Annotated in this window: 28 protein-coding genes; all 28 read left to right on the top strand. The window is 65.3% G+C overall.

Annotated features, from left to right (window positions below):
• Window position 1 precedes the first annotated feature (1 nt).
• Window positions 2-652: a 50S ribosomal protein L4 gene (rplD, locus tag NRF20_RS18885; RefSeq protein WP_093897249.1), complete on the top strand. Its 651-nt coding sequence runs from the start codon at window positions 2-4 to the stop codon at window positions 650-652.
• A complete protein-coding gene (gene rplW / locus NRF20_RS18880; RefSeq protein WP_014154589.1) occupies window positions 652-975 on the top strand; it encodes a 50S ribosomal protein L23 in 324 nt (107 codons plus the stop codon). The genes rplD and rplW overlap by 1 nt, the downstream gene beginning before the upstream one ends.
• Before the next feature lie 39 nt (window positions 976-1,014).
• The gene (gene rplB / locus NRF20_RS18875; protein ID WP_093773282.1) at window positions 1,015-1,851 is read left to right on the top strand and encodes a 50S ribosomal protein L2; all 837 of its coding nucleotides are present in this window, start codon (window positions 1,015-1,017) and stop codon (window positions 1,849-1,851) included.
• Window positions 1,852-1,863: 12 nt separating this feature from the next.
• Window positions 1,864-2,145, top strand: coding sequence for a 30S ribosomal protein S19 (rpsS, locus tag NRF20_RS18870; protein WP_003966956.1), 282 nt, complete (start codon window positions 1,864-1,866; stop codon window positions 2,143-2,145).
• A 43-nt stretch (window positions 2,146-2,188) separates the two neighbouring features.
• Window positions 2,189-2,536, top strand: coding sequence for a 50S ribosomal protein L22 (rplV, locus tag NRF20_RS18865; protein WP_004571827.1), 348 nt, complete (start codon window positions 2,189-2,191; stop codon window positions 2,534-2,536).
• Complete coding sequence (gene rpsC / locus NRF20_RS18860) at window positions 2,536-3,372, top strand: 30S ribosomal protein S3 (RefSeq protein ID WP_037688007.1); 837 nt, start codon at window positions 2,536-2,538, stop codon at window positions 3,370-3,372. The genes rplV and rpsC overlap by 1 nt, the downstream gene beginning before the upstream one ends.
• Window positions 3,373-3,377: 5 nt before the next feature.
• A complete protein-coding gene (gene rplP, locus NRF20_RS18855; protein ID WP_014047785.1) occupies window positions 3,378-3,797 on the top strand; it encodes a 50S ribosomal protein L16 in 420 nt (139 codons plus the stop codon).
• Window positions 3,797-4,021 carry a 50S ribosomal protein L29 gene (rpmC, locus tag NRF20_RS18850; RefSeq protein ID WP_015035581.1) on the top strand — a complete coding sequence of 75 codons (225 nt, stop codon included), beginning with the start codon at window positions 3,797-3,799 and terminating at the stop codon, window positions 4,019-4,021. The genes rplP and rpmC overlap by 1 nt, the downstream gene beginning before the upstream one ends.
• Window positions 4,021-4,305: a 30S ribosomal protein S17 gene (gene rpsQ, locus NRF20_RS18845; RefSeq protein ID WP_030977953.1), complete on the top strand. Its 285-nt coding sequence runs from the start codon at window positions 4,021-4,023 to the stop codon at window positions 4,303-4,305. Before rpmC ends, rpsQ begins: the two co-directional genes overlap by 1 nt.
• 107 nt (window positions 4,306-4,412) lie before the next feature.
• A complete protein-coding gene (gene rplN, locus NRF20_RS18840; RefSeq protein WP_003966950.1) occupies window positions 4,413-4,781 on the top strand; it encodes a 50S ribosomal protein L14 in 369 nt (122 codons plus the stop codon).
• Window positions 4,782-4,783: 2 nt separating this feature from the next.
• Window positions 4,784-5,107: a 50S ribosomal protein L24 gene (gene rplX / locus NRF20_RS18835; protein WP_398632662.1), complete on the top strand. Its 324-nt coding sequence runs from the start codon at window positions 4,784-4,786 to the stop codon at window positions 5,105-5,107.
• Entirely contained in the window at window positions 5,107-5,664 is a 558-nt protein-coding gene (gene rplE, locus NRF20_RS18830; RefSeq protein WP_398632661.1) for a 50S ribosomal protein L5, read from the top strand. The genes rplX and rplE overlap by 1 nt, the downstream gene beginning before the upstream one ends.
• Window positions 5,665-5,666: 2 nt before the next feature.
• Window positions 5,667-5,852: a type Z 30S ribosomal protein S14 gene (locus NRF20_RS18825; RefSeq protein ID WP_024491590.1), complete on the top strand. Its 186-nt coding sequence runs from the start codon at window positions 5,667-5,669 to the stop codon at window positions 5,850-5,852.
• A gap of 224 nt (window positions 5,853-6,076) precedes the next feature.
• Complete coding sequence (gene rpsH, locus NRF20_RS18820) at window positions 6,077-6,475, top strand: 30S ribosomal protein S8 (protein ID WP_030351444.1); 399 nt, start codon at window positions 6,077-6,079, stop codon at window positions 6,473-6,475.
• Between the two features lie 21 nt (window positions 6,476-6,496).
• Window positions 6,497-7,036: a 50S ribosomal protein L6 gene (gene rplF, locus NRF20_RS18815; RefSeq protein WP_266358727.1), complete on the top strand. Its 540-nt coding sequence runs from the start codon at window positions 6,497-6,499 to the stop codon at window positions 7,034-7,036.
• A gap of 2 nt (window positions 7,037-7,038) precedes the next feature.
• A complete protein-coding gene (gene rplR / locus NRF20_RS18810; RefSeq protein WP_093540756.1) occupies window positions 7,039-7,422 on the top strand; it encodes a 50S ribosomal protein L18 in 384 nt (127 codons plus the stop codon).
• A gap of 47 nt (window positions 7,423-7,469) precedes the next feature.
• A complete protein-coding gene (gene rpsE, locus NRF20_RS18805) occupies window positions 7,470-8,075 on the top strand; it encodes a 30S ribosomal protein S5 (RefSeq protein WP_266913326.1) in 606 nt (201 codons plus the stop codon).
• A complete protein-coding gene (gene rpmD / locus NRF20_RS18800) occupies window positions 8,075-8,257 on the top strand; it encodes a 50S ribosomal protein L30 (RefSeq protein WP_018550611.1) in 183 nt (60 codons plus the stop codon). Before rpsE ends, rpmD begins: the two co-directional genes overlap by 1 nt.
• Before the next feature lies 1 nt (window position 8,258).
• Window positions 8,259-8,714 (top strand): 50S ribosomal protein L15, encoded by a 456-nt coding sequence (gene rplO / locus NRF20_RS18795; RefSeq protein ID WP_018550610.1) that lies wholly within the window; start codon window positions 8,259-8,261, stop codon window positions 8,712-8,714.
• A gap of 215 nt (window positions 8,715-8,929) precedes the next feature.
• Complete coding sequence (gene secY / locus NRF20_RS18790) at window positions 8,930-10,249, top strand: preprotein translocase subunit SecY (protein ID WP_093540755.1); 1,320 nt, start codon at window positions 8,930-8,932, stop codon at window positions 10,247-10,249.
• Window positions 10,249-10,905: an adenylate kinase gene (locus NRF20_RS18785; RefSeq protein WP_266358726.1), complete on the top strand. Its 657-nt coding sequence runs from the start codon at window positions 10,249-10,251 to the stop codon at window positions 10,903-10,905. The genes secY and NRF20_RS18785 overlap by 1 nt, the downstream gene beginning before the upstream one ends.
• A 134-nt stretch (window positions 10,906-11,039) precedes the next feature.
• The gene (gene map / locus NRF20_RS18780; RefSeq protein ID WP_327273498.1) at window positions 11,040-11,876 is read left to right on the top strand and encodes a type I methionyl aminopeptidase; all 837 of its coding nucleotides are present in this window, start codon (window positions 11,040-11,042) and stop codon (window positions 11,874-11,876) included.
• Between the two features lie 330 nt (window positions 11,877-12,206).
• Window positions 12,207-12,428 (top strand): translation initiation factor IF-1, encoded by a 222-nt coding sequence (gene infA, locus NRF20_RS18775; protein WP_003956442.1) that lies wholly within the window; start codon window positions 12,207-12,209, stop codon window positions 12,426-12,428.
• Between the two features lie 60 nt (window positions 12,429-12,488).
• On the top strand, window positions 12,489-12,602 hold the full coding sequence (rpmJ, locus tag NRF20_RS18770) for a 50S ribosomal protein L36 (RefSeq protein WP_003956441.1): 114 nt from the start codon (window positions 12,489-12,491) through the stop codon (window positions 12,600-12,602).
• A 194-nt stretch (window positions 12,603-12,796) separates the two neighbouring features.
• On the top strand, window positions 12,797-13,177 hold the full coding sequence (gene rpsM, locus NRF20_RS18765; RefSeq protein ID WP_018519286.1) for a 30S ribosomal protein S13: 381 nt from the start codon (window positions 12,797-12,799) through the stop codon (window positions 13,175-13,177).
• A 105-nt stretch (window positions 13,178-13,282) separates the two neighbouring features.
• Complete coding sequence (gene rpsK / locus NRF20_RS18760; protein ID WP_003956432.1) at window positions 13,283-13,687, top strand: 30S ribosomal protein S11; 405 nt, start codon at window positions 13,283-13,285, stop codon at window positions 13,685-13,687.
• A 31-nt stretch (window positions 13,688-13,718) separates the two neighbouring features.
• Window positions 13,719-14,345 (top strand): 30S ribosomal protein S4, encoded by a 627-nt coding sequence (rpsD, locus tag NRF20_RS18755; RefSeq protein WP_398631344.1) that lies wholly within the window; start codon window positions 13,719-13,721, stop codon window positions 14,343-14,345.
• A gap of 107 nt (window positions 14,346-14,452) precedes the next feature.
• Window positions 14,453-15,475, top strand: a complete 1,023-nt coding sequence (locus NRF20_RS18750) for a DNA-directed RNA polymerase subunit alpha (RefSeq protein ID WP_003966937.1) — start codon at window positions 14,453-14,455, stop codon at window positions 15,473-15,475.
• Window positions 15,476-15,549 lie beyond the last annotated feature (74 nt).

Here is a 15,549-nt window from a genome sequence, read left to right as displayed (position 1 = left end):
AATGAGCACCATTGACATCCTTTCGCCGGCTGGCGACAAGGCCGGTACCGTCGAGCTCCCCTCGGAGATCTTCGACGCGAAGACCAGCGTTCCGCTGATCCACCAGGTCGTTGTCGCACAGCTGGCAGCTGCCCGTCAGGGCACGCACAAGACCAAGACCCGCGGCGAAGTCCGTGGTGGTGGCCGCAAGCCGTACCGCCAGAAGGGCACCGGCCGCGCGCGCCAGGGTTCGACCCGTGCGCCGCAGTTCGCCGGCGGTGGCGTCGTCCACGGCCCGCAGCCGCGTGACTACTCGCAGCGGACCCCGAAGAAGATGAAGGCCGCCGCCCTGCGCGGTGCCCTCTCCGACCGGGCACGCCACTCCCGTATCCACGTCGTCACCGGCGTGGTCGACGGTGCAGTCTCCACGAAGGCCGCGAAGACGCTGTTCGGCAAGATCTCGGAGCGCAAGAACCTGCTCCTGGTCGTCGACCGTGCCGACGAGGCCGCGTGGCTGTCCGCCCGCAACCTGCCCCAGGTGCACATCCTGGAGCCGGGCCAGCTGAACACGTACGACGTGATCGTCTCTGACGACGTGGTCTTCACCCAGGCCGCCTTCGAGTCCTTCGTGTCTGGCCCCCAGACCGCTGAGACCGAAGGGAGCGACGCCTGATGAGCGAGGCGACCGTTACCAGCAAGACCTACTCGGACCCGCGCGACGTTCTCGTCAAGCCGGTCGTTTCCGAGAAGAGCTACGCGCTGCTCGACGAGAACAAGTACACGTTCATCGTCGCGCCCGGCTCCAACAAGACCCAGATCAAGCAGGCCGTGGAAGCGGTCTTCTCGGTCAAGGTCACCGGGGTCAACACGATCAACCGGCAGGGTAAGCGCAAGCGCACCAAGACCGGTTTCGGCAAGCGCGCTGACACCAAGCGCGCCATCGTGACCCTCGCCGAGGGCGACCGTATCGACATCTTCGGCGGCCCGACCTCCTGACGGAGGTCGAGTCGTCCGGAATCGGACGAGGACTGAGAAATGGGTATCCGCAAGTACAAGCCGACGACCCCGGGCCGTCGTGGCTCCAGCGTCGCCGACTTTGTCGAGATCACGCGGTCCACGCCGGAGAAGTCGCTGGTCCGCCCCCTGCACAGCAAGGGCGGCCGTAACAACGCCGGTCGTGTGACCGTTCGCCACCAGGGCGGTGGCCACAAGCGCGCCTACCGAGTGATCGACTTCCGTCGTCACGACAAGGACGGCGTGCCGGCCAAGGTCGCGCACATCGAGTACGACCCCAACCGCACCGCGCGCATCGCGCTCCTGCACTACGCGGACGGCGAGAAGCGCTACATCATCGCGCCGCGTGGCCTGACGCAGGGCGACCGTGTCGAGAACGGCCCGGCCGCCGACATCAAGCCCGGCAACAACCTGGCGCTGCGCAACATCCCGGTCGGTACGACCATCCACGCCATCGAGCTGCGGCCCGGCGGCGGCGCGAAGTTCGCCCGTTCCGCGGGTGCCTCCGTGCAACTGCTGGCGAAGGAGGGCACCATGGCCCACCTTCGTATGCCGTCGGGTGAAATCCGCCTGGTCGACGCCCGCTGCCGCGCCACGATCGGCGAGGTCGGCAACGCCGAGCAGTCGAACATCAACTGGGGCAAGGCCGGCCGCATGCGCTGGAAGGGCGTTCGCCCGACCGTCCGCGGTGTCGCGATGAACCCGGTTGACCACCCGCACGGTGGTGGTGAGGGCAAGACCTCCGGTGGTCGCCACCCGGTCTCGCCGTGGGGTCAGAAGGAGGGTCGTACTCGCTCGCCGAAGAAGGCATCGAGCAAGTACATCGTCCGCCGCCGCAAGACGAACAAGAAGCGCTAGGAGCGGGTTTAGATGCCGCGCAGTCTCAAGAAGGGGCCCTTCGTCGACGGCCACCTCATCAAGAAGGTGGACGTACAGAACGAGGCAGGCACCAAGAACGTCATCAAGACCTGGTCCCGTCGCTCGATGATCGTCCCGGCCATGCTGGGTCACACCATCGCGGTGCACAACGGCAAGATCCACGTCCCGGTGTTCGTCACCGAGTCGATGGTCGGCCACAAGCTCGGCGAGTTCTCGCCGACTCGCACCTTCCGCGGCCACGTCAAGGACGACCGGAAGTCGAAGCGCCGCTAACCGCGGGGTGGAAACGACTATGACTTACACCGAAGGGACAACCATGGAAGCCAGGGCCCAGGCGCGGTACATCCGCGTCACGCCCATGAAGGCCCGCCGCGTGGTGGACCTCATCCGTGGCATGGATGCCACGGAGGCTCAGGCGGTCCTGCGTTTCGCCCCGCAGGCCGCGAGCGTGCCGGTTGGCAAGGTGCTGGACAGCGCCATTGCCAACGCCGCACACAACTACGACCACACCGACGCCTCTTCGCTGGTCATCAGCGAGGCGTACGTGGACGAGGGCCCGACCCTGAAGCGGTTCCGTCCGCGTGCTCAGGGCCGTGCCTACCGGATCCGTAAGCGGACCAGCCACATCACCGTGGTCGTCAGCAGCAAGGAAGGAACCCGGTAATGGGCCAGAAGGTAAACCCGCACGGGTTCCGGCTCGGCATTACCACGGACTTCAAGTCCCGTTGGTACGCCGACAAGCTGTACAAGGACTACGTCAAGGAAGACGTCGCCATTCGTCGCATGATGACGAAGGGCATGGAGCGGGCCGGCATCTCGAAGGTCGAGATCGAGCGCACCCGCGACCGCGTCCGCGTTGACATCCACACCGCCCGCCCGGGCATCGTCATCGGTCGCCGTGGCGCCGAGGCCGACCGCATCCGTGGCGAGCTGGAGAAGCTGACCGGCAAGCAGGTCCAGCTGAACATCCTCGAGGTCAAGAACCCCGAGGTGGACGCTCAGCTGGTGGCCCAGGCCGTCGCCGAGCAGCTCTCCTCCCGCGTCTCCTTCCGTCGTGCCATGCGCAAGAGCATGCAGAGCTCGATGAAGGCCGGCGCCAAGGGCATCAAGATCCAGTGCGGTGGCCGCCTCGGCGGCGCCGAGATGTCCCGCTCGGAGTTCTACCGCGAGGGCCGTGTGCCCCTGCACACGCTCCGCGCGAACGTCGACTACGGCTTCTTCGAGGCCAAGACGACCTTCGGCCGCATCGGTGTGAAGGTCTGGATCTACAAGGGCGACGTCAAGAACATCGCCGAGGTCCGCGCCGAGAACGCTGCTGCCCGCGCAGGCAACCGCCCGGCCCGTGGCGGCGCTGACCGCCCGGCCGGCCGTGGTGGCCGCGGTGGCGAGCGTGGCGGTCGCGGTCGCAAGCCGCAGCAGTCCGCGCCGGCAGCCGAGGCCCCCAAGGCCGACGCTCCCGCCGCCGCTGCTCCGGCTGAGAGCACCGGAACGGAGGCCTGACCGAAATGCTGATCCCCCGTAGGGTCAAGCACCGCAAGCAGCACCACCCGAAGCGCAGCGGTATGTCCAAGGGTGGCACGCAGGTTGCGTTCGGCGAGTACGGCATCCAGGCGCTGACCCCGGCGTACGTGACGAACCGCCAGATCGAGGCAGCTCGTATCGCGATGACCCGCCACATCAAGCGTGGCGGCAAGGTCTGGATCAACATCTACCCGGACCGCCCCCTGACGAAGAAGCCTGCCGAGACCCGCATGGGTTCCGGTAAGGGTTCTCCCGAGTGGTGGATCGCGAACGTCAAGCCCGGTCGGGTGATGTTCGAGCTGTCCTACCCGAACGAGAAGATTGCTCGTGAGGCGCTTACCCGCGCTGCTCACAAGCTTCCGATGAAGTGCCGGATCGTTCGGCGCGAGGCAGGTGAGTCGTGATGTCGGCCGGTACCAAGGCGTCCGAGCTGCGCGAGCTGGGCAACGAGGAGCTCCTCAACAAGCTCCGCGAGGCCAAGGAAGAGCTGTTCAACCTCCGCTTCCAGGCGGCGACGGGGCAGCTCGAGAACCACGGCCGGCTCAAGTCCGTCCGTAAGGACATCGCCCGGATCTACACCCTGATGCGCGAGCGCGAGCTGGGCATCGAGACGGTGGAGAGCGCCTGATGAGCGAGAAGACTGTGACTGAGACGAACACCGACCGCGGTTTCCGCAAGACCCGTGAGGGTCTGGTCGTCAGCGACAAGATGGACAAGACCGTCGTCGTCGCTGTCGAGGACCGTGTCAAGCACGCGCTGTACGGCAAGGTCATCCGCCGTACGAACAAGCTCAAGGCGCACGACGAGCAGAACGCCGCCGGCGTCGGCGACCGCGTCCTCCTGATGGAGACCCGGCCGCTGTCCGCCACGAAGCGGTGGCGCGTCGTCGAGATCCTCGAGAAGGCCAAGTAATTCCTGAGGGGCATTCCCCTCAGGCAAGTTCCGCCAGGCTCGGTGGGGGTCCGCTCCGGTAACGGAGTGGCCCCCGCCGGGAACCGGCAGACGATCAGGAGATAGACGTGATCCAGCAGGAGTCGCGACTTCGCGTCGCCGACAACACGGGTGCGAAGGAAATCCTCACCATCCGTGTTCTCGGTGGTTCGGGTCGCCGCTACGCGGGCATCGGCGACGTCATCGTCGCCACCGTCAAGGACGCGATCCCCGGTGGCAACGTGAAGAAGGGTGACGTCGTCAAGGCCGTCATCGTTCGCACCGTCAAGGAGCGTCGTCGTCAGGATGGCTCGTACATCCGCTTCGACGAGAACGCCGCCGTCATTCTGAAGAACGACGGCGACCCCCGCGGCACCCGTATCTTCGGCCCGGTGGGCCGTGAGCTGCGCGAGAAGAAGTTCATGAAGATCATCTCGCTCGCGCCGGAGGTGCTGTAAGCATGAAGATCAAGAAGGGCGACCTGGTTCAGGTCATCACCGGTAAGGACAAGGGCAAGCAGGGCAAGGTCGTCGTGGCCTACCCCGCTCAGGACCGCGTCCTCGTCGAGGGTGTCAACCGGGTCAAGAAGCACACCAAGGCCGGTCAGACCGCTCGCGGTTCGCAGACCGGTGGCATCGTCACGACCGAGGCCCCCATCCACGTGAGCAACGTTCAGCTCGTCGTGGAGAAGGACGGCAACAAGGTCGTCACGCGCGTCGGTTACCGCTTCGACGACGAAGGCAACAAGATCCGCGTTGCCAAGCGGACGGGTGAGGACATCTGATGGCTACCACCACCACTCCGCGTCTGAAGACGAAGTACCGCGAGGAAATCACCGGCAAGCTGCGTGAGGAGTTCTCGTTCGAGAACGTCATGCAGATCCCCGGCCTGGTCAAGATCGTGGTCAACATGGGTGTGGGCGACGCCGCCCGCGACTCCAAGCTGATCGATGGCGCCGTGCGCGACCTCACCACGATCACCGGCCAGAAGCCGGCTGTCACCAAGGCCCGCAAGTCCATCGCGCAGTTCAAGCTGCGCGAGGGTCAGCCGATCGGCTGCCACGTCACCCTTCGTGGTGACCGGATGTGGGAGTTCCTGGACCGTACGCTGTCGCTCGCGCTGCCGCGTATCCGTGACTTCCGTGGTCTGTCGCCGAAGCAGTTCGACGGCCGTGGCAACTACACCTTCGGTCTCACGGAGCAGGTCATGTTCCACGAGATCGACCAGGACAAGATCGACCGGGTCCGGGGCATGGACATCACCGTGGTCACCACGGCGACCAATGACGACGAGGGTCGTGCCCTCCTTCGTCACCTCGGCTTCCCGTTCAAGGAGAACTGACCGTGGCGAAGAAGTCCCTGATCGCTAAGGCCGCCCGTAAGCCGAAGTTCGGCGTTCGCGGGTACACCCGCTGCCAGCGCTGCGGCCGGCCCCACTCCGTCTACCGCAAGTTCGGCCTGTGCCGCGTGTGCCTTCGTGAGATGGCTCACCGTGGCGAGCTGCCGGGCGTGACCAAGAGCTCCTGGTAATTCTCCTTCGCCCTTTGGGCGTTGGGAATTGACGGAAGCTCTCGGTAAGCATCTGGTCGGCAGGAGCCCGCCCTCACATGCCGTAGGCTTGTGGGGTTGGGCGCCTGCCGCCCTAGACCGACTTACTACGCCGTAGGTCCCCGCACCGCACCCGTCCCGCCACTGAGTGGGGAGAGGGATGGCGCATACAGGAAACCCCGGCGAGAGAGGCCGAAGGCCAATTCATGACCATGACTGATCCCATCGCAGACATGCTCACGCGTCTGCGTAACGCGAACTCGGCGTACCACGACGACGTCGTGATGCCGCACAGCAAGATCAAGTCGCACATCGCGGAGATCCTCCAGCAGGAGGGCTTCATCACGGGCTGGAAGGTCGAGGACGCCGAGGTCGGCAAGAACCTCGTCCTCGAGCTGAAGTTCGGCCCGAACCGCGAGCGCTCGATCGCCGGCATCAAGCGAATCTCGAAGCCGGGTCTGCGTGTATACGCAAAGTCCACCAACCTGCCGAAGGTCCTCGGCGGCCTGGGCGTGGCGATCATTTCCACGTCCCACGGTCTCCTGACCGGCCAGCAGGCCAGCAAGAAGGGCGTAGGTGGGGAAGTCCTCGCCTACGTCTGGTAGTCGGGAACGGAGGAATAGCTCATGTCGCGAATCGGCAAGCTCCCCATCCAGGTTCCCGCCGGTGTGGACGTCACCATCGATGGCCGTACGGTCGCGGTGAAGGGCCCCAAGGGCACCCTCTCGCACACCGTTGCCGCGCCGATCGAGGTCACCAAGGGTGAGGACGGCGTTCTGAACGTCGCCCGCCCGAACGACGAGCGTCAGAACAAGGCCCTTCACGGCCTGTCCCGCACGCTGGTGGCGAACATGATCACCGGTGTGACCCAGGGATACACCAAGGCGCTCGAGATCAGTGGTGTCGGTTACCGCGTCCAGGCGAAGGGCTCCAACCTGGAGTTCGCCCTGGGCTACAGCCACCCGATCCTGATCGAGGCCCCGGAGGGCATCACCTTCAAGGTGGAGTCCCCCACGAAGTTCTCCGTCGAGGGCATCGACAAGCAGAAGGTCGGCGAGACCGCGGCCAAGATCCGCAAGCTGCGGAAGCCTGACCCGTACAAGGCCAAGGGCGTCAAGTACGCCGGCGAGGTCATCCGCCGCAAGGTCGGAAAGGCTGGTAAGTAGCGATGGCATACGGCGTAAAGATCGCCAAGGGTGACGCGTACAAGCGTGCCGCCCTCAAGCGTCGCCACATCCGCGTCCGCAAGCACATCTCCGGTTCGCCGGAGCGTCCGCGCTTGGTCGTGACGCGTTCCAACCGCCACATGGTCGCTCAGGTCATCGACGACATCGCGGGCCACACGCTCGCGTCGGCGTCGACCCTGGACGTGTCCATCCGTGGTGGCGAGGGCGACAAGAGCACCCAGGCCAAGCAGGTCGGCGCCCTGGTCGCTGAGCGCGCCAAGGCCGCAGGCGTCGAGGCCGTCGTGTTTGACCGCGGTGGTAACCAGTACGCCGGGCGGATTGCCGCTCTGGCTGACGCCGCCCGTGAAGCCGGGCTGAAGTTCTAAGCCCCGGTTCCTACGCACAGCGGACGTAACAGAGAGAGGTAAATCCAATGGCTGGACCCCAGCGCCGCGGAAGCGGTGCCGGTGGCGGCGAGCGGCGGGACCGGAAGGGCCGTGACGGCGGCGCAGCTGCCGCCGAGAAGACCGCGTACGTTGAGCGCGTTGTCGCGATCAACCGCGTCGCCAAGGTTGTGAAGGGTGGTCGTCGCTTCAGCTTCACCGCGCTGGTCGTGGTGGGCGATGGTGACGGCACCGTCGGTGTCGGTTACGGCAAGGCCAAGGAAGTTCCCGCGGCCATCGCCAAGGGCGTGGAAGAAGCCAAGAAGAGCTTCTTCAAGGTTCCGCGCATCCAGGGCACCATCCCTCACCCGATCACGGGCGAGCGGGCCGCGGGTGTCGTGCTGCTGAAGCCGGCTTCCCCCGGTACCGGTGTTATCGCCGGTGGCCCGGTGCGCGCCGTTCTGGAGTGCGCCGGCGTTCACGACATCCTGTCGAAGTCGCTTGGCTCGTCCAACGCGATCAACATCGTGCACGCGACCGTGGCGGCCCTCAAGGGCCTGCAGCGTCCCGAGGAGATCGCGGCTCGCCGTGGTCTGCCCCTCGAGGACGTCGCCCCCGCGGCTCTGCTTCGTGCACGTGCGGGAGCGGGTGCGTAATGGCTCGCCTCAAGATCACGCAGACGAAGTCGTACATCGGCAGCAAGCAGAACCACCGCGACACCCTTCGTTCGCTCGGGCTCAAGCGCCTGCACGACGTGGTTGTCAAGGAGGACCGCCCCGAGTTCCGCGGAATGGTGCACACCGTCCGCCACCTCGTGACGGTTGAGGAGGTCGACTGACATGGCGGAGAACAAGCCGCTGAAGGCCCATGACCTCCGGCCCGCCCCGGGCGCCAAGACCGCCAAGACCCGTGTGGGTCGTGGTGAGGCGTCCAAGGGTAAGACCGCCGGTCGTGGCACCAAGGGCACCAAGGCCCGTTACCAGGTTCCGGAGCGCTTCGAGGGTGGGCAGATGCCCCTCCACATGCGTCTCCCGAAGCTCAAGGGCTTCAAGAACCCGTTCCGCACCGAGTACCAGGTCGTGAACCTGGACAAGCTCGCGACGCTCTACCCCGAGGGTGGAGAGGTCACCGTGGCCGACCTGGTCGCCAAGGGTGCGGTGCGCAACAACCACCTCGTCAAGGTCCTCGGACAGGGCGAGATCTCCGTGGCACTGCAGGTTTCGGTTGACGCCGTCTCCGGCTCCGCCAAGGAGAAGATTGCCGCCGCCGGCGGCACCGTCACCGAGCTCGTCTGAGACAACTCGATGGCCTGAACATCCGACCGGGGATGCCTCTCATTTGGGGCATCCCCGGTTGGTCGTTCCTAGGTGGGCATGGTCGCCGGTAAGGTGGCGTGCGTTGTTGTGTGGTAACCCCCTGGGCGCCTGCCCGGGGACCTTTGACTGTTACGTATTCGTCGATCCTCAAGACCGTCACCTCTACGCATTGCGCGGGGGTCGCAGGAGGCACCGTGCTCACCGCGTTCGCCCGGGCGTTCAAGACGCCCGACCTGCGCAAGAAGCTGCTCTTCACGCTCGGCATCATCGTGCTCTACCGGCTCGGGGCACACATCCCGGTACCGGGAGTGAGCTACGAGAACGTCCAGACCTGTGTTGATCAGGCCAGCAAGGGCAACAACAGCCTCTTCGGCCTGGTGAACATGTTCAGCGGTGGTGCACTGCTGCAGATCACGATCTTCGCGCTCGGCATCATGCCGTACATCACGGCCAGCATCATTCTTCAGCTGCTGACCGTGGTGATTCCCCGACTCGAGGCGCTCAAGAAGGAGGGGCAGTCCGGCCAGGCGAAGATCACGCAGTACACGCGTTATCTGACCGTCGCGCTCGCCATCCTCCAGGGCACCGGCCTGGTGGCCACCGCCACCAGTGGCGCGCTGTTCAGCGGCTGCCCGGTCGCCGACCAGATCGTGCCGAACCAGTCGATCTTCACGACCATCGTCATGGTGATCACGATGACCGCGGGTACCGCGGCCGTCATGTGGCTCGGTGAGCTCATCACCGACCGTGGCATCGGCAACGGCATGTCGATCCTGATGTTCATCTCGATCGCCGCCAGCTTCCCCGGCGCCCTGTGGGCCATCAAGACCAGCGGCAAGCTGGCCGACGGCTGGATCGAGTTCGGCACCGTCATCCTGATCGGCTTCGTGATGGTGGGCCTCGTCGTCTTCGTCGAGCAGGCCCAGCGCCGTATCCCGGTGCAGTACGCGAAGCGCATGATCGGCCGCCGGTCGTACGGCGGTACGTCGACGTACATTCCGCTGAAGGTGAATCAGGCGGGTGTGATTCCCGTCATCTTCGCTTCTTCGCTGCTCTACATCCCGGCCCTGATCGTCCAGTTCTCCAACTCCACTGCGGGCTGGGCGACCTGGATCAAGGACAACTTCGTCAAGGGCGACCACCCGTACTACATCACGGCGTACTTCCTGTTGATCGTCTTCTTCGCCTTCTTCTATGTGGCGATTTCGTTCAACCCCGAGGAAGTCGCCGACAACATGAAGAAGTATGGTGGCTTCATCCCGGGTATCCGGGCTGGTCGACCTACCGCCGAGTACCTGAGCTACGTGCTCAACAGGATCACTTGGCCGGGCTCGCTGTACCTGGGTCTGATCGCTCTCGTGCCGACGATGGCGTTGGCAGGCTTCGGCGGTGCCAACGCGAACTTCCCGTTCGGCGGGACAAGCATCCTCATCATCGTGGGTGTGGGTCTGGAGACCGTGAAGCAGATTGAGAGTCAGCTCCAGCAGCGCAATTACGAAGGGTTCCTCCGCTGATGCGAATCGTCCTCGTCGGGCCGCCCGGTGCCGGCAAGGGAACGCAGGCTGCGTTCCTTGCCAAGAACCTGTCGATTCCGCACATCTCCACGGGCGACCTCTTCCGCGCCAACATCAGCCAGGGCACGGACCTTGGCAAGCAGGCCCGCGCCTACATGGACGCAGGACAGTTGGTGCCGGACGAGGTCACCATCGCGATGGCCAAGGACCGTATGTCCCAGCCGGATGCCGTGAACGGCTTCCTGCTGGACGGCTTCCCGCGCAATGTGGGTCAGGCCGAGGCTCTTGACGCGATGCTCAAGGACGAGGGCGTGAAGCTGGACGCGGTTCTCGACCTGGAGGTCCCCGAGGACGAGGTCGTCAAGCGGATCGCGGGCCGCCGGATCTGCCGCAACGACAGTGCGCACGTCTTCCACGTGACGTACAACCCGCCGAAGACGGAGGGCGTCTGCGACACCTGCGGCGGTGAGCTGTACCAGCGCGACGACGACTCCGAGGAGACGGTTCGCACTCGGCTGGAGGTCTACCACACGCAGACCGAGCCGATCATCGACTACTACAGGGCCCAGAACCTGGTGGTCACCATCTCCGCGCTCGGCAAGGTCACCGATGTGACCGAGCGGGCTATGGAGGCTCTCAAGTCCAACCAGGACTGAGAGAAAACCCCGCAGTACTTGTGCAGTCGGCCGCGGCGCCCATGGGCGCCGCGGCCGACTGTTTGCGCCGTATCGTTGAGTACGGCCGCACCCGTCACCGTTCGATGCAGTCCGATGCAGAGAGGCGCCGCGCAATGGTGCAGATCAAGACCCCCGAGCAGATCGCGAAGATGCGTGAGGCGGGGCTGGTGGTCGCTGCCATTCACGCGGCCACCCGCGAGGCGGCGGTTCCCGGCGCCACCACGCTGGACCTGGACCAGGTCGCCCGCAAGGTGATCGCCGATCACGGTGCGAAGTCGAACTTCCTCGGGTACGGCGGGTTCCCCGCGACCATCTGCACCTCGGTCAATGAGGTCGTCGTCCATGGCATCCCGGACGACAAGACCGTCCTCAAGGACGGCGACATCATCTCCATCGACGCCGGCGCGATCGTCGACGGCTGGCACGGCGACGCCGCATACACGGCCTTCGTCGGCACCGGTCACGCTCCGGAGCTTATCGAGCTCTCCCGGGTCACCGAGGAGTCCATGTGGGCCGGTATCGCCGCGATGAAGGTGAACAACCGCCTCGTCGACATCTCGAAGGCGATCGAGTCCTACATCCGCCGCCAGCCCCGCCCTGCCACAGGCAAGTACGGGATCATCGAGGACTACGGCGGCCACGGCATCGGTACCGAAATGCACATGGACCCGCACCTGCTGAACTATGTCGCCCGCAAGCGCGGCAAGGGCATCAAGCTCGTGCCCGGCGTCTGCCTGGCCATCGAGCCGATGGTCTCGCTCGGTACGGCGCAGACCGAGGTGCTCCAGGACGACTGGACCGTGATCACGACGGACGGCACCTGGTCCTCCCACTGGGAGCACTCGATCGCCCTCACCGAGCAGGGCCCGCTGGTCCTGACGGCCCCCGACTGCGGCAAGGCGAAGCTGGCCCAGTACGGGATCGAGGCGGCTCCGGACCCACTGGGCTGATCACTCGCCCGGCGGACGGAGTCCGTTGCAGCCGGCCGAAGCTTGTGAGGCGCCCTGGCGCCGAGCCCGCGAGGGCTGCGTGGGGGAGGGGTCGGGATCGAGGCCGCGCCGGCCCCTTCCCCAAGGTCTTAAGGACCAGGGGAGACCCCACAGGTCGATTTGCCCCCCTTGTGGAGGTCTAAGGATCTCCTGGGGTGGGCAAACTTGACGGATTCGTCTTTTGAGGTCCGCTGACGTAGACTGACTCGTCGGCTCTCGTGCATCAGTGTGTCCACATGTCCACATGCGATGCCGAAAGTCGATCAAGGTAGCCGATTCGAAAGGCGAAGCGTGGCCAAGAAGCAAGGTGCCATCGAAATTGAGGGCACCGTGATCGAGTCCCTCCCGAACGCCATGTTCAAGGTGGAACTCCAGAACGGTCACAAGGTCCTCGCGCACATCAGCGGCAAGATGCGGATGCACTACATCCGAATCCTTCCGGATGACCGGGTCGTCGTGGAGCTCTCTCCGTACGACCTGACGCGTGGCCGGATCGTCTACCGCTACAAGTAGATCTTGCCCGCACCTCGCTTCGGCGTGGTGATGGCACTGACCCGGAGAACCTGACATCCCATGAAGGTCAAGCCGAGCGTCAAGAAGATCTGCGACAAGTGCAAGGTGATCCGCCGTCACGGTCGGGTCATGGTCATCTGCGACAACCTGCGCCACAAGCAGCGCCAGGGCTGACGCACGACCCCCTGCATCTCGCAGCACTTCGCGCGACGCACGTAATACGTACATACGCAGAGTCCGTCCAAGCTTCGGCTGACGACACCTCCGGCGGGGGCCGGGGACCCGGGCGTACCACCTCTCGTCACGAGAGGTCGGCGATCGGGAGTGGCGCTGCGGAAGACCCCCGAATTAACAACTGGAGCCATTGAATGGCACGCGTTTCAGGTGTTGACATCCCGCGCGAAAAGCGCGTGGAGGTTGCCCTCACCTACGTCTTCGGTATCGGGCGCACCCGGTCCAAGGAGATTCTCGCCACCACTGGCGTGAACCCCAACACCCGCGTTCGCGACCTGGCCGAAGAGGACCTGGTCAAGATCCGCGAGTACGTGGACGCCAACCTCCGCACCGAGGGTGACCTCCGTCGCGAGATTCAGGCCGACATCCGCCGCAAGGTCGAGATCGGCTGTTACCAGGGTCTGCGTCACCGCCGCGGCCTGCCGGTCCACGGCCAGCGCACCAGCACGAACGCTCGTACCCGCAAGGGCCCGCGTCGCGCGATCGCCGGTAAGAAGAAGCCGGGCAAGAAGTAGTCCTCAGCGGACGCACTGCGGGCATCCGGGCCACCGGCCATCCGCAGCAACCAGCGGTCTTCGCTGTAGGACCGATCACCTCCCCTCTCCATCTGGAGTCAAGACATGCCCCCCAAGGGTCGTCAGGGCGCAGCCAAGAAGGTGCGTCGCAAGGAAAAGAAGAACGTCGCTCACGGCCACGCGCACATCAAGAGCACGTTCAACAACACGATCGTCTCGATCACGGACCCCTCGGGCAACGTGATCTCCTGGGCCTCCGCCGGCCACGTCGGCTTCAAGGGCTCGCGCAAGTCCACCCCCTTCGCCGCGCAGATGGCCGCCGAGTCGGCCGCCCGCCGCGCGCAGGAGCACGGCATGCGCAAGGTTGACGTCTTCGTCAAGGGTCCGGGCTCCGGCCGCGAGACCGCGATCCGTTCGCTCCAGGCCACCGGCCTGGAGGTCGGTTCGATCCAGGACGTCACCCCCACTCCGCACAACGGATGCCGGCCGCCCAAGCGCCGCCGCGTCTGATTCCGTCTGAAGCAACGGAGACAACTGGAAAATGGCGCGATACACCGGGGCCGACTGCAAGCGTTGCCGTCGGGAGAAGCAGAAGCTGTTCCTCAAGGGCAGCAAGTGCGAGAGCGCGAAGTGCCCGATCGAGATCCGTCCTTACCCCCCGGGTGAGCACGGACGCGGGCGCACCAAGGACAGCGAGTACCTTCTTCAGCTTCGTGAGAAGCAGAAGTGCTCGCGGATCTACGGTGTTCTTGAACGACAGTTCGTGAACTACTACAAGGAAGCGAACCAGAAGACCGGCAAGACCGGTGAGAACCTTCTGCGCATCCTTGAGACCCGCCTCGACAACGTGGTCTACCGGGCAGGCTTCGCCAAGTCCCGCGACCACGCCCGTCAGCTGGTGCGTCACGGACACATCGCTGTGAACGGCACGAAGACCGACATTCCGTCGGCCCGCGTCGCTGTGAACGACGTCATCGAGGTTCGTCAGAAGTCCAAGGCCCTGACCCCCTTCCAGGTGGCCCAGGCCGAGGCCGGCGAGCGCACCGTACCGGCGTGGCTCGAATCCGTGCCGTCGACGATGCGGATCCTCGTGCACTCCCTGCCCGAGCGCCAGGTGATCGACACCCAGGTGCAGGAGCAGCTGATCGTCGAGCTCTACTCCAAGTAGTAGTTCGTGGGTCCGGGCGGTACGGCTCTTTCGGGTCGTGCCGCCCGTACCCTTGTCAGTATCTGGGGGCGTCAAATAGTGGGCGCCCACGACTGAAGGAACGCAACATGCTTATCGCTCAGCGTCCGTCGCTGACCGAAGAGGTCGTTGACGAGTTCCGCTCCCGGTTCGTCATCGAGCCGCTGGAGCCGGGCTTCGGCTACACCCTCGGCAACTCTCTTCGCCGTACGCTCCTCTCCTCGATCCCCGGCGCTGCTGTCACCAGCATCCGGATCGACGGTGTCCTGCACGAGTTCACCACCGTGCCGGGCGTCAAGGAGGACGTCACCGACCTCATCCTCAACATCAAGCAGCTGGTCGTCTCCTCGGAGCACGACGAGCCGGTCGTGATGTACCTGCGCAAGCAGGGTCCCGGCCTGGTCACCGCTGCTGACATCGCCCCGCCGGCCGGTGTCGAGGTCCACAACCCGGACCTGGTCCTGGCCACGCTGAACGGCAAGGGCAAGCTGGAGATGGAGCTGACCGTCGAGCGCGGTCGCGGCTACGTCTCCGCCGTCCAGAACAAGCAGGTGGGCCAGGAGATCGGCCGTATCCCGGTCGACTCCATCTACTCGCCGGTGCTCAAGGTCACGTACAAGGTCGAGGCGACCCGTGTCGAGCAGCGCACCGACTTCGACAAGCTGATCGTCGACGTCGAGACCAAGCAGGCCATGCGTCCCCGTGACGCCATGGCTTCGGCCGGTAAGACCCTGGTCGAGCTGTTCGGTCTGGCGCGCGAGCTCAACATCGACGCCGAGGGCATCGACATGGGCCCGTCCCCGACGGACGCCGCGCTCGCTGCCGATCTGGCGCTGCCGATCGAGGAGCTCGAGCTCACGGTCCGTTCGTACAACTGCCTCAAGCGCGAGGGCATCCACTCCGTGGGTGAGCTCGTGGCTCGTTCCGAGGCCGACCTGCTCGACATCCGCAACTTCGGTGCGAAGTCGATCGACGAGGTCAAGGCGAAGCTGGCCGGTATGGGCCTGGCGCTCAAGGACAGCCCGCCCGGATTCGACCCGACGGCCGCGGCCGATGCGTTCGGCGCGGATGACGACGCGGACGCCGGTTTCGTGGAGACCGAGCAGTACTAGTACGCCTCCGGCTGGGGTGCCCGGGTTTGCTGGGTGCCCCGGACCGGGTGAGGCTTTGTCCTCAATCGCCGGAC

Origin of the sequence: Streptomyces sp. R-74717, assembly GCF_047305335.1 — a bacterium.
Lineage (GTDB): Bacteria > Actinomycetota > Actinomycetes > Streptomycetales > Streptomycetaceae > Streptomyces > Streptomyces atratus.
This window is presented reverse-complemented; position numbering and strand designations above follow the sequence as displayed.